The sequence below is a fragment of the Ignavibacteria bacterium genome, assembly GCA_015709655.1.
GTDB lineage: Bacteria > Bacteroidota > Ignavibacteria > Kapaibacteriales > Kapaibacteriaceae > OLB6.
Window position 1 is genome coordinate 339,575 of the sequence record CP054181.1, and the last position, 14,080, is coordinate 353,654.

General features: G+C 49.5%; 8 protein-coding genes. 5 read left to right on the plus strand and 3 right to left on the minus strand.

Annotated elements, in window-relative coordinates; genetic code table 11:
- The first annotated feature begins 2 nt into the window (after positions 1–2).
- From HRU79_01385 to HRU79_01395, 3 genes are read left to right on the plus strand one after another with little or no spacing between them, the layout of a single operon-like run.
- Positions 3–1,994, plus strand: a complete 1,992-nt coding sequence (locus tag HRU79_01385; GenBank protein QOJ25368.1) for an HDIG domain-containing protein — start codon at positions 3–5, stop codon at positions 1,992–1,994.
- Entirely contained in the window at positions 1,984–2,931 is a 948-nt protein-coding gene (xerD, locus tag HRU79_01390) for a site-specific tyrosine recombinase XerD (GenBank protein QOJ25369.1), read from the plus strand. The genes HRU79_01385 and xerD overlap by 11 nt, the downstream gene beginning before the upstream one ends.
- Positions 2,924–4,156 carry a DUF1343 domain-containing protein gene (locus HRU79_01395; GenBank protein ID QOJ25370.1) on the plus strand — a complete coding sequence of 411 codons (1,233 nt, stop codon included), beginning with the start codon at positions 2,924–2,926 and terminating at the stop codon, positions 4,154–4,156. The genes xerD and HRU79_01395 overlap by 8 nt, the downstream gene beginning before the upstream one ends.
- Here the strand turns inward: HRU79_01395 and HRU79_01400 are convergent.
- Positions 4,153–5,499 carry a phosphodiester glycosidase family protein gene (locus HRU79_01400; GenBank protein QOJ25371.1) on the minus strand — a complete coding sequence of 449 codons (1,347 nt, stop codon included), beginning with the start codon at positions 5,497–5,499 and terminating at the stop codon, positions 4,153–4,155. The two genes, HRU79_01395 and HRU79_01400, sit on opposite strands and share 4 nt — an antisense overlap.
- Before the next feature lie 36 nt (positions 5,500–5,535).
- Here HRU79_01400 and HRU79_01405 point away from each other — a divergent pair, with 36 nt between their 5' ends.
- Positions 5,536–6,312 (plus strand): enoyl-CoA hydratase/isomerase family protein, encoded by a 777-nt coding sequence (locus HRU79_01405; protein ID QOJ25372.1) that lies wholly within the window; start codon positions 5,536–5,538, stop codon positions 6,310–6,312.
- On the plus strand, positions 6,313–7,575 hold the full coding sequence (locus tag HRU79_01410) for a hypothetical protein (protein ID QOJ25373.1): 1,263 nt from the start codon (positions 6,313–6,315) through the stop codon (positions 7,573–7,575). It begins immediately after the preceding gene.
- Here the strand turns inward: HRU79_01410 and HRU79_01415 are convergent.
- Together HRU79_01415 and HRU79_01420 are read right to left on the minus strand one after the other, a co-directional pair.
- Complete coding sequence (locus tag HRU79_01415; GenBank protein ID QOJ25374.1) at positions 7,523–9,037, minus strand: PQQ-dependent sugar dehydrogenase; 1,515 nt, start codon at positions 9,035–9,037, stop codon at positions 7,523–7,525. The two genes, HRU79_01410 and HRU79_01415, sit on opposite strands and share 53 nt — an antisense overlap.
- A 133-nt stretch (positions 9,038–9,170) precedes the next feature.
- Positions 9,171–13,625 (minus strand): T9SS type A sorting domain-containing protein, encoded by a 4,455-nt coding sequence (locus HRU79_01420; protein ID QOJ25375.1) that lies wholly within the window; start codon positions 13,623–13,625, stop codon positions 9,171–9,173.
- Positions 13,626–14,080 lie beyond the last annotated feature (455 nt).

Here is a 14,080-nt window from a genome sequence, read left to right on the forward strand (position 1 = left end):
TCATGGCTGCTTCGCAACCCACACTCTATAAAAAGCTGCGGACGGAGTCAGACGTAGCTGAGCAGCAACATACGCTAACCATGAGGATTATCCGTTGGGTTATTATCGTGCTTGCCATAGCATCGGTAACTGCCATGCTGCCAGGGAGCGGTGGAGAAAAAAACCATGCTACCTACAGCCAGTCATTACTGGGTACGGTCTGGAGCCAGGAATCTGTCTATGCAGATTATACCTTCCCTGTCCTGAAAACTGCGCACGAAATCAGGCAGGCCTCCGATTCGGCAGCAGATGCAGCGCCAATTGTTTTCAGGGTAAAAACTACCCTGCCGGACAGTCTGCTACCAAAACAAACAGCGCATAATCCGGGACAGTATGCTACCGTACTGAACAAGGACAGCGTTAAAGCCGATTTTATCGTTATACGCGACAGTTCGGGAGCCGATAAACTGGTGCGTGCCGAAGCCGTACAGTTCGGACGCCAGCCGTCGGCAAACGTCGTTTTCCTGGTACCTGATGTCACGGCCACAAGTAAACTTCGTGAGGATCTTGCCACTTCGGTGGGGACAACAAAGGAGATCGTGCGAAAGTCTGACGTTATTATCCGTAAGGGGCAGCGAGTAGATGATCTGGCACTGCGCCGGTTACTTGCGTACCGTAATGCTGAACTGCTGCGCTCCACGATTACGTACAGCTACTTTGCTGTTATTGGCAGCCTGGGCCACGCCATGGTCATCATTGGCTTTGTTGTACTGTTCCTGCGATTTCTCCGCCCCGTCAGTTACCACCGCGTATATCAACTGGCTACCTTGCTGGCACTGCCGGTGCTCAGTACATTGATGGGCTGGCTTAGTGCCCGTATCGATACTGCTCTGCCGCTTGAATACCTTGCAATCATTCCGGCACTTGCAATGATTGTCACCATCCTGTATGAGGAGCGGACTGCACTGATGCTGTCCGTTGCAATGAGTATCTCTGTGGGAGCGGCACGCGGCGATGATTATGCAATTATGCTCGTGCTTCTGGTGGGCGGAATAATGGGCGTGTATTCTGGCCGGGATATCCACAGCAGAACCCAGATTTTTACCGCCATCGTTGCAATTTTCAGCGGCATGGCTATCGCACTTCTTGCAATCGACCTGGAGCGCTCGGCACAGGTAGAGCTTATCTGGCCCAAGCTGGTTATGGCGGGTGCCAATGCAATTCTAAGCCCCCTTCTCACCTTTGCCGTTATCCTGTTGTTTGAACGCACCTTTAACGTTGCCACTGACTTGCGACTTGAAGAATTCAACAACGTTAATCATCCGCTTCTGCGATTGCTCAATGAACGGGCGCCGGGGACGTATCAGCATACCATGGCCGTTGCCAGGCTTGCAGAGGCGGCAGCCGATGCCATTAGTGCCAATGCCCTGCTTACGCGCGTTGGTACGTATTTCCATGACATCGGTAAAATTGAAAAAAGTGAATACTTTGTCGAAAATCAGATCGACACACATAATAAACACGATCACATTCCGCCAAAACGAAGCGCTGCCATCATCAGACAACATGTTCAGGATGGAATCGAGCTGGCCAAGGAATACAAGCTGCCGGAACGAATTACCAAGTTTATTCCAATGCATCACGGCACCATACTGATTAAGCATTTTCATGCACAGGCAATGGAACAGAGTACGGAAACCGGCATTGCAGTGGATGAACAGGACTTTCGGTACCCGGGACCTAAACCCGATTCGCGCGAAGCAGGCATCGTGATGCTTGCTGATGCCGCCGAAGCATTGTCCAGACTGGTAGATACGTCGCAGCGCCAGGAAATCGAATCGGCAGTGCACTCGATCATTATGGACCGCGTGTTCGACGGACAGCTTACCAATACCATGCTTACGATACACGACCTTGATCTGATTCAGGAAGCCTTCGTGAAAAACCTGCTTGGCTCATCACACCAGAGAGTTCGTTACAAAAACACGCCAACAGCTCAGCACGATGCACAGTAATGTTCCCAAGGGATTTGCCGCTGACTTGTCTGCATTCAAGGACTACATTTCGTTGGAAAGGGGCTTGAGCACAACTACACTTGATGCTTATCTGCATGATACGACAAGATTGGCAGAACATCTTGATAGTTGCAATATTGATAAATTTTCGGATGCAAACAGACATCATTTATCAGGTTTTTTTGTAGTCCTGTCAAACCTTGGAATTGCTCCAGTCAGTCGGGCCCGTTACTTGTCATCGATCCGACACCTGTACCGGTTCCTGGTTTCGGCCGGACGAGCCACGGCCGATGTAACCGAGACGATACAGGTACCTGCCAAAACACGGCATCTTCCCTCAACCTTGTCTGTTGCTGAAATGGTACGGCTGCTGCAATCTGTGGGCGAAACCATTGCCGGCGTTCCGCCCACCAAGTACGAGCTTCGAGACCGCGCTCTGCTGGAGCTTATGTATGCCTGCGGCCTACGGGTCTCAGAGGTTACCGCAATACGTCAGCGACAAGTACTGTTCGATATGGAGCTGATCCGGGTTATTGGCAAGGGGTCAAAAGAACGAATGATTCCCATTGGAATGACTGCAATAACCTGGATAAAAAAGTATATGAACGAAGCCCGGGCGCAGCTAATAACTCAGAAGCCAACAGACGATGTGTTGTTATTAAGCAAGCGCGGCACCATGCTTTCGCGGATGAGTGTATGGAACATCATTCAGCAGGCTGCCGGGAAGGCTGGCATCCAGACTCATGTTCACCCCCACCTTTTCCGACATAGCTTTGCTACCCATCTTCTGGAAGGCGGTGCAGACCTCCGCGCTGTCCAGGAAATGCTTGGTCATGCCGATATCGGAACAACACAGATTTACACCCACGTCGATCGTGAGTATATCAGAGAGGTTCATACTCTGTTTCACCCACGAAACAAATCCGAACATGATTAAACTCTTTGTCCTTCTGGTTACACTATGCTGTTTAGCAGCAACAGCTCAATCTGATTCTGCTGTTGTAAAAACCGGCGTGGACAACCTGATCGACGTCCAGTTTGATGTGCTTGCCGGAAAGAATGTTGTTCTGGTGTCTCATGCAGCAGCGCGCTCACTGTCCGGCAGAACAACACTTCAGGAGATGCTGCGCGCCGGAACTGTACGCATCCTGCGAGTGCTTGCTCCCGAGCATGGCTATGATGGAATAACCAAGGCCGGCGTTGCTGTTTCGGATGGCGTGAGCGATACAATACCTGTGATGTCGCTCTATGGAAAGGACCGTAAGCCAACACTGAAGCATCTGCAGGGTGCCGATGTTGTAGTTATTGATTTGCAGGATATCGGAACCAGAAGCTATACCTACGTTAGCACGATGATTGAAGTACTCCAGAGCTGCGCAGAGAACGGCATACCGGTTATTATCCTGGACAGACCAAACCCTCTGGGTGGTGAAGATGTGGACGGCGCCATCCCGGAAGGAAACTACCAAAGTTTTGTTTGCAGAATTCCCGTACCCTACATTCACGGTTTAACTCTGGGCGAGATTGCCGGCATGGCCAATAAGCTGGGATGGCTTGGAAAACTATCAAACGGCTTTCCCAAGACCTGCTCGCTCACTGTTGTCCGCTGCAAAGGATGGAGTCGTTCAGATACCTGGCGCAAGACCATGCTGGCATGGTACCCAACGTCACCCAATATCCCAACGTCAGAAAGCGCAACCTACTACCCCTTCCTGGGTTTGCTGGGTGAACTGGGCTGGTGCTCGATTGGTATTGGCACAACAATGCCATTTGCTGTATTTGGTGCTCCCTGGATGGTGCGTGATACCATCATCGAACACAGAATGAAGCGATACGGGATACTACTACGGTATGGACGTTTTGTGCCACAGACAGGCATGTATAAAGATCAGGTATGCAATGGCTACCATATTGCCAGAGCTCCCGGCGCAGCCTACCGTCCGTTTACGGCTGCAATGATGCTGATATCACGATTACGGAGCACCTATCCTGATCACACTGCTTCAGTGCCGTCGCCTCAATCCTTGTTTGTACGCGCCTGCGGATCAGAAAAATACCTGGATGTGTTTAAGCGCCAAATGTCAGTCACTGACATTGAGTCACTCTCCGAGAGCGGCGTAGCAGATTTCATTATTCTGCGTACTGCTTTCCTGTTGTACTAAGGCGTTTCGGTTATTGCACGGATTAATCCAAGAGCAACGGAAATTGAACGAGTAACCGGATCTTCGTTTTTATAAAATACGTGACTATTTTCTACAACCATTCCGCTGGATCCCCCACCGTCTAAATTCATTGCCTGGTATGCTCCAAGCATCTTCATAAATCGAGCCGTTTCCAGTAAGGTGGCGCCCTCCTGAGCGTTGCCGTTGCTTCCAGGTTCGATGACGGCAAAGATCAACTCACGTCCGCTTTTATCCACACCAATGGCTGTGCGTGCCAGTTTCCGGTTAATAAAACGTTTCGATGTAACACCTTCTCGTGCTGCCTCTGGACTTGCTTTGCCGTTTCTTACCAGTCGCGGTGTTCCACTTACGGCATTCACAAACACCTGTTTTGAATGCACGTTGGTGCTAAAGTGCACAACCGTAGTGTCACCAACACTCCATGATGCAAGCGGGCTGAGCTTGTACACGCTATCAGACACCGTAATGATAAATCCGCTGTCAGGTACAGCAACCACGCCCGTATCCACCGCGATCAGCAGAGCAGGAACGGGTGCATTAACACAGGGAGAATGAAGGTACCGAAAAACAAGTTTCTTAGTTGCATGCTCACGATTGGTTTCTACCATCATTTTACGCAGGTCTTCGCGCATTTGGGCAGTGTCCAGTACCTGCTCCGTACTGTCGTTCCCAAGCAATGTAGTATCAACCATTGCTTCATGCAGAGCTGATTCTACCCAGTCATCCGGGATAAACGGAACTGACGGCCCTGCGTATAAGTTATAAAATACAATATCAAATGGTTTGAATCTGCTGTTGACGCTTGAAATTGAAAGTGTGTCTGAGCCCCTTACCAAAATTCCACGCAGTCTGAACGTGTCAATAACCATTGCATTACTTTTGTCAAAGAATGCACTTGACCACTGTTTATACGGAAGCATCTGCACAACCTGTCCGTCGGCAACCAGCGGTCCAATCGGTATGCTGCGTCCGCCTGACCAGAAATTGGCATTGATAGCACCAAACACCTCACGTCCGTTCGAATCGCTGTAGCGCCTGGTTAAACTGGCAAGGGGCTCACGTCCGCTTATCCAGTCTCTGCCTTTTAGGATACACAATGCTCCTCCCTGCTCGGTCCGGTTAAACCGAAGCTCGTGAATATGCGTTGAGCGTCTGGACTTGGTTCGGTAGTGGGTGTAGCGGATGCCCGGCGCCAGCTTCTGTTCCGATACCACCACCAGATGGCTGGGGCGACTTTTTTTGACCGGCTTACGTCCGGCAGCAGCTATTACAGAACAGCACAGCAGTACTATCAGAAATACATTTTTTACGTTCGAGATCATCGGGATACAATACCGAGAGTTTGTAGCTTTGCTTCTATGAACACACTTCTTTACAATGTTACTGACGGTATAGCATATATCACGCTAAACCGTCCCGACAAATTAAATGCACTGAACGCAGAACTGCTGAATGAATTGGAAGAACTCATTCGTCAGGTAGCCGCAGACTCAACAATTGGTGCCGTTATTATCACCGGGAGCGGACAGAAGGCATTCGCTGCAGGTGCCGACATTGCAGAGTTACATTCGCAGACGGCTGAAACCGGTGGCCAGTTTTCGCAGCGGGGTCAGCGAGTGTTTGACATGATAGAGGCACTTCAGGTTCCCGTTATCGCTGCTGTAAACGGTTTTGCACTTGGCGGTGGTTGCGAACTCGCGATGGCATGTCATATCCGTTTCGCGTCATCCAATGCCATGCTTGGCTTGCCGGAGATCAGTTTGGGCGTAATCCCAGGCTACGGCGGAACTCAGCGTTTAGGCAGGCTGGTAGGACCAGCCCGTGCTTTGGAGCTAATCCTGTCGTGCGAGATGGTTAATGCCTCTACTGCATTGCAATTGGGGCTTGTACAACGAGTTACCGAGCCAGAGGCACTACTCCGTGAGGCTGTAACATTTGCTCAGATGGTTGCATCAAAAGCGCCTCTGGCTGTACGGGCAGCGTTGATGGCTGTACTTGCATCAAGGGGGCTTCCGGTTGCTGACGGTCAGGCATTGGAGGCTGAGTTATTTGGTGAGCTTTGCGGAACGAATGATTTTATAGAAGGAACGGGAGCATTTCTGAACAAACGCAAGCCCTCTTTTACAGGTACCTAGATGCCGATTTTTCTGGTTGATGTACTGTATAACACGGTGTGTATTCCGTTTGTACGGTTAGGGTTGTTCATTCTGGGCACAGTACATCCCAAATTAAAAAAACGACGGTCACTGCTTGCTGAACCAGCGTCATCAGGACTCCGTTCAATTTGGTTTCACGCCGCCTCGATGGGAGAGTTTGAGCAGCTTGCCGCAGTCATACCGCTGGTGCGAAAGCAACTCCCCCGTGTAAGAGTAGTTGTTACCCTTTGGTCGCCATCAGGGTACGATCGGGCCCGACGTCACCGGGATGTTGACGACGTGTATCTTCTGCCGGCAGATTCATCGCGGCGTATGCGACAATGGATGAGACTTCTCAGGCCCCAATGCATTATTATAAATCGTTACGATGTATGGCGTAATATGGTGGTAGAGGCATCGCGGCAATCCGTGCCGATGCTTCTCGTTAATGCAACTATTCCATCTGCGTGGAACTCAGCAATTCTTAGGTCGTGGATAAAAGATACCTACTGCCACTTCACTCAAATCAACGCTGTAAACCAACACCATGCCGATGGTTTTGCATCTATGCTGCAGGACAGTAGTACGGAGCTTCGGGTTGTGGCCGACACGCGGACCGACGTCGTGCTGGAGCGCGCAGAGCATCCTGTCGGGATTCAATTTCTGGATAAGGAGTGGTCGGGGATTACGCTGATTGCAGGCAGTACATGGTCAGCCGACGAAGATCTCCTGCTAAGTGCACTAGACACACTCGGTAGCCGCAGACCTGACTGGACATCCAGCCTTCGGCTGATTCTGGTTCCCCACGAGCCAACGCCAAATGCCGTGAAACGCTTGTGTCAGCGGTTTAATGCCGTCCCCTTATCGGCTGTCACCGATAACAGCAGGTCCGCCATTGTGGTTGACTCGGTTGGTATGTTGCTTGGTTTATATGCAATAGCTGATGCTGCCTTCGTGGGCGGAGGCTTCGGAGCCGGCGTACATAGCGTAACCGAGCCTGCAGCGTTTGGCGTGCCTATCGCATGCGGCCCTAATATCAGCAGGTCTGCCGACGCCGTACAGTTTCACACCATGGGCCTACTGCGCGTAACAGAAACGCCAGGTGCGTTAGTCGAATGGCTAACCGATGTATTCGATCAATGCAGCTACCGGGAGACAATCGGTGCCCGATTACGACATCAGTTGGAACAACGGCGGGGGTCTGCGATGACTACCGCACAACAGATAGTATCGCTCTGCGGATTTGGCCGCCAGACTGGCTGATAACAACATAGTGTCCGGCCGGTAAACCGGAGATATTGATATCGCCATCACTGTTTATGACCGAACGAAGCACAAGCGTCCCAACATAGCTGAATATTGATACTATTTGTTCGGTTTTTATTGGGGATGCAATGTGAAGCAAGGTTCCGGCAGGATTGGGACTGATCCGGAGGTCAGAGTTATTCCACGTGTCCTGCACAGAGGATGTTTGTGGTGGTGTAAGCTTGACAATAAATTGTTTTACATCATCGCTTGTAATAAAAACAGAGCCGTCTGCTGCCAGAGCAAGCCCTACGGGGCGTGCCCAGCGACTATCGGATTTTGTAGAGTCAAGAATAAAGTTGGTGCAGAAATCCTGTACGCTATTGGCAACCGTATCGGCATCGCCGTCAAACGTCAGAAAAACCACCTTCGTACCGCTAACCGGAGTGCGGTTCCACGAACCGCGGAGTGCTACAAAGAGTCCGTTACGATAATTCTCAGGCATCCCGTCATGAGCAAACTGCATTTGCATAGGAGCAGAGTGAGCCGTAATCAGGGCTGCTGCCTTCACCATTGAGGCAACGGCGGCAGAATCGTTTGCCGTAACCGGCAGGATATCTTTATAGGCTGAATGTGTTAAATCCATCCAGTTATGATCGTGATAAGCAAATGGATACCCGTAAAAACCGCCATCGCGAACGATATCGATAAATTCCGGCGGAATATTATTCCCCTGTTGGTCACTCCCATTATTATTAGCCCACACCGTTCCTGTTCGGGGATGCAAGGTAAGGCCTACAGCATTGCGTACACCGGTGGCTATTACTTTCCGACCTGACCCGTCCCAGTTATACCGTTCGATCAGTGCCCGGTCTGCTTCCCTATCGGCATTACCGCGTGAGCCTACGCTTAAGTAGAGATAATAATTGTTAGTATCGGCAACAACGGTCCGGGTTTTATGATTTCCGCCCAGCTGATTAGGCTGTTGGGTTTTATCAACAATCACTGTGCTTTTATCAAAAACATAGCCTGTGGCTTTGGAACGCCAATACTTGGTTATTCCTGATTCGCTTCCTGCAAAAAGAGTGTCACGGTAGAATGTTATCGAAGAGGTACTGCCGGGAACCTTTGTGGCAACGATGCACGTATCGGCAAGGCCGTCGCGATCCAGGTCAGGAAAAGCCAGCACCGTACTGCCCGACATATTGGCTACATACAGCACCGAGTCGGGTCCCCAGGCAAGGAACCGTGGTTTTTTAAGCTCCTGTCCGGCATAAAAGATACGCGCCGTCCACCCTGGCGGAACAAACAGGTCATGCGTACCTGCAACAAGGCCGAGTCGGGCGAATCGTGGGCTCACATCAACCGACACCCTAACCAGGTTGCCAGGGATTTCAGGTGTCCAGCTAATCTGCTGAGCCGTTAGCTGCGTGGAGGCCAATGCCAGACAAAGCAACGCAACTGCTGATACCATTCTCATACATGCAAATTAGCATATCGCACCTTGTGTTTACAAGGTGTATCGTGCGGTATCGGCCTATCTGCCCATTAAAGAAAAGCCCCCTTCCATCATAGAAATGGAAAGGGGCTTGGTTTTCGAGTTGTATGCTTATTTACCGCACTACAGTCAGCACTTGGTCATCGCTGATATATGGTCCGGAAATCACACGATAGAAGTATGTGCCGGCGGGAAGTGCCGTAACATCAAGTGTGAGTTCATATTCACCGGCGGCAAGATTTTCGTTTACAAGATCCATAACATGGACACCTGACGCATTATAGAGAGCGATGCGTGTGGCACCCGGCAAGCCAATCGAGTAGTTAATGACTGCCGAACCGCTAACTGGGTTGGGGGCAATCGGTTTGATTGAGAAGCGTGCCGATGACAGTTGTACCAGACGCAGGTTCTTGGCGCAGTCTTGCAGAACTTCCAACTTACCCGGTTCATCGTGGAAGAGCACATACTGATCACTCTTGCCAACGCCATCTGAGTTGTTGAAGTCTACAGGATAGGTGTAAATGTTAATTGGCGAGATAAACGGATTTGCCGGATCTGCGCTCTTACCAAGGTACGAGTCAAAGGTAAGCTTGAAGAGTGGTCCGCCGGCGCTTGTAATCGGCTGAGCCGTTTCGATATCCAGCTCAATCATATTGGGCAGAACCTGGGTTGCGGTAAGGACTCGGCCACCCTGCAGTTGCGTACCATCGGTAATGATTGCATTCAGGCGCGGACGAACGATGTTGGCATCGTAGGAAATCCTGATGCGCAGTTCAGTAAGGTTTGCAACATCAAGGGCTTCCGGTACGGCTTTCAGTTCGATCGGAATATCAATTGATTTTGCTACTGATACCTGGTACGTAGTGCCAACAAAGTTTGTTGTTTCAAGGAACAGACCATCACCTGTTAATGTGGCAACCTGTTTCTTACCATTAACGGCATCCGTGATTTCAACGTCAGTCGAGAACGCATTTCCGCGCAGTTTCAGACCTTGGCTTTGTGCCTTTGGTGACTGCAGGTACGACGGATCTTGACCATTGCGCAGCTTGGTGATGTAATCAGGGATAAAGGTAACATGAACAGTTCCGGTAACACCCGGAGGTACATCAATATATTGCTCGGCAACCGTAAAGCGTGAGCCATCAAGACCGGAAGGCGTAGCAATGTTAAAGCGACGTGTTGTTGCTTCGGTATGGCGAATTGTAATCGTCATGTCTTTAGCGTTAAACACATACTGTTCGGCATTGCTGCCTTGTACGGTAAAGTCGCCTCCGGCAACTACAGCCGTGAGTTTGTAGGACGGAGTATATGGAGCTGCTCCATCAGTCATATCTGACGGTTGTGTGAGAACTTCGTAGTTGGTCGTAAACGTTCCTGCCAGTGCCGGGTTAAAGCTAACGGTAATGTCGCGTGTTTCACCCGGCTGAAGGATGAACGGTGTTGCTGGTGTTGGACCGTAGTCAACCACGAATCCAGCTGCTGGGTCAAGAAGACGAATACCGGTGATGGTAACGGCATGTGTACCCTTTGTATCGCCCGATGTTGGGTTGGTTACATCCTGATAGTTCTCATTTACCAGCGTAATTGTTGCGGTAGCCACCGGATCGCCGGCCTGGAACGAACCGTAGTCATGATCGGCACCCTTTACGTGTGGCTGCCATGCAATTCCATTCAGTGCTACTTCATACTTGCTGTTACTGCTGCTATTGGGGAATACCAGGGTTGCAGCGTAATTGTTGCGTTCGGCACCACGGTTTGCCTGTTCGGTTGGAACAAATGCAATCGTGATATAGCGTTCTTTCTGATTTTGGTTTGATCCAATCAACTGAATCGGGAAGCCACCCGTATTACCGTTGTCAACGATCTTGAACGATGCAGCATCCGGACCTTCGATATACGGTTGATCAAACGTTACGGCTTGTGAGCCTGCGTTCGAGAAGGAAACTTCCTGAGTGTACTGAGTGATTCCCTGGTTGCTCTGTACATTATCCAGAACACGAACATTCCAAGGCGTTGCTGTTGCATAAATATCAGTTGTTACGCCATTACCTTTGAGAACTGCAATCGAGTCAACAACCAGGGCGTTCGAGAAGAACGGTACGTCAAGGGTGTGCTGACTGACGGCATCACCTTGTGGCGAATAGGTAACATTAAACGCATACCGCTGACCCGTTGTCAGTGTGAGTGGGAAGACCGATTTGAGCGGAGCGCCTTGCTTTGTTTCAAAGTTGAAGAAGTGGTTCTGGCTGGCGACCAGGGCTTCATCGTAGCCTGTGATAATCAGATCAACCTTACCACCGTTAATAATTTCAACTTCCTTCGGAATACCCGGATGGCTTGACGGAACGTTAACCCATGTTTGGTCGGTAACAAAAATCGTAGGTTCATCACCACGAACACGTAGCTCTGTAGCTGGAGCCTCGTAGCATTCAAGTTTAACCAGCAAGGTGTCCAGTTTTTCTCGGGTATCCGTTATGGTGGCACAAATGTTAACCACTTGTTCGCCGCCTGGCGGAATCACAAACGATTTTGGTGAAATGCTGTAAACGCCCGGGAAGTACTTTGTCCGCAGATCAACAACCGTGAGCGGAGCATCCAGTCTGAGGTTACGAATTGTAACATCTTTGCATGCAGGGGTATTGAACGGTATCGTCCCGAAGTCAATTTTCTTTGGTGAGAAGTCAAACTTGTCAGATACATAGGTATAGGTTTTTTCTACGTATTTACCAGAGCGGGAAACAACGCGAACCGTACCGGAAGCATCCTTTGTTTTATCAATAACCTTAAGTGTGAATTTAACTTCTTTATCGCCGGAAGAAAATTCTGGGTCTTCAATGAATTCATAGTTCACTAGGTTATCAGCATACACGGCAAAAATCGAACCGCAGGTGATACCTTCAGGAAGGATTTTTCCTACACCATCAACATCACCGCAGAGGAGCTTTTCGGTTACTGCAAGTGAATCGTCGCAGGCAATGGCCAGGTCAACAGTGATCGGTGTGCCATATGCACGACCTTGCTCTAAACCGTCAAGTGAGCCATAGGTCCATGCAGCCCATTTAACATTGTCATTAACACTTTCAACAACGTGATCACCGACGGCAATCGGGGTACGGATATAGGAGTATTCGGTTCCCTGGAGCGGACGCATTGCACCGCCGAAAGCCGAAGCCAGAGCGCGCCCGTCAACTTTAATATTGCCAAGATCGGTTGTTTTAAACACGATGTTAAAGAAGTTATCCATTCCTTCAGGAGAAGAGAACACGCCGTAGTTGGCCCAGCGGTCAACTGACGGAATGTACTGCAACATGGGCATACCGCTTTCTACAGTCGGGTGACCCTGTGTGGCATCACCTTTTTGCTGAATCGCAGGTGGAAGTACTTTAGCGTACGACTTTCCATACTGTCCCATCAGGATCGGCTTATCACTTTCCCAATAGGTTGCAACTTCAAGTGCGGTTTCCAGACGGGTTTCACCACGGTTTATCAGCCATTTCTTCATCAGTCCGGAACCATCCTGGCGCATTGCAGAAATTGTGGTTCCATCTTCAAGTGCAATCACGCGGATAACATCACCACGGTCATCATCAATCCCGATATCAGATGCAGCCTTGCCGGTTACACGGGTCGAGGTGTACATACAGGGGATTGTAACAAACTTCGTCCCTGCCATTTCAAACGGCAGCATGGCATCATGTACGTTGTTCCGCACAAAGTGTGCTTCGGTTGCATACATACCGGTTGGCGGTAATACGTCAGGATAACGCATAATTGCTACCTTGGTGTGACCCGAGATAACACCTACCGGACGGGTTGCACGAATCCAGGTTCCACTGAGGTCTGACTTAAATTCCTTGGTAAGTTCAGGAACAACACGTGCTTTAATCAAATATGTATCACCACGGTTTAAAACTATCTGTTGTGATGAGTTTGCCGGAACCGATGGGGTTTCCATGCCACCTTCGGTATCCCAGGTGGGCGTATAATTTACAATTGTGTTGTCGTATGCGGCAATAACCAGAATCTGGCTTGGACGCATCTTTTCATAACCGGTTGCATACTTGTCCTGATAGAAGTTCATGGTGTAATAATTCTTACCCCATGCTTCAATCGGCAGATGACGGGCTAATTCACCGTTACCGTTCCAGGCCTGGTATGTATATACCGAAATCGGCTTGTCACCAACCACCTGAATACCGTATCCGGTCCGCATCTCACTCTGTTCACTCATCAGTGATATCGGAATCGAAAGCTTGTACACTTCGTTCGGCTTAAGCGTAATTGTACGCTGTATCCGAACCGCAGAATTAATTTCCGACGGAGTGGAAACAGTGACCGTTGCCTTCACCTTGGATGAAATATACAGAAGCATAGGCGTTGGTGTTGGTTTCTCAGATGGACTGGCCCATACCTGAGGGAATGCCACCATGTAACGCCTGCCTTCTACCAGCCCCATCGTCCCCTTGGTTTCCTTCACTTGATCTTGTACCTGGGCTGCCACCTGGAGTCCGGCGGTTGTAGCAATAAGGGCAATCAGAAATACCCGTATTGTGATTACAAAAAATTTCATGGATGTTTCTCCACGTATTGTGAAAATGAAGATGTTTATTACTTTGTTTACAACCTGTATTACACTCGTTTGTAATCCAGTTATTAATATACACGAAAAATGCTTACGTACACATTTTTCAAGTACTTGTTGAAAATTCTATTTAGCTCGGTTGCCGTTGTTTCACTTTATTCCCCCAACAAAATACTGGATAACTTAATCATTGTTTTTTACTTCCTGTACCCTATTTAACTTTAACTACGGTAAAGGTATTCGGTTACAGTTTTTTTGAAAAAAGTTGTTTTTTTTTCTCATACCTGTGGACCTTGTTACACAACCTGAGCAAGAGTACCACTCTCCTGACAGCCGGAAGACCTGCGTTATGAGTTTAAAGATACCCCCAGGAGCCGGCTAAAAATCTTGATATAGTCAGCCGGAGAGATTGTTTCTGGACGCCTATCCGAAAGCCTAAACTC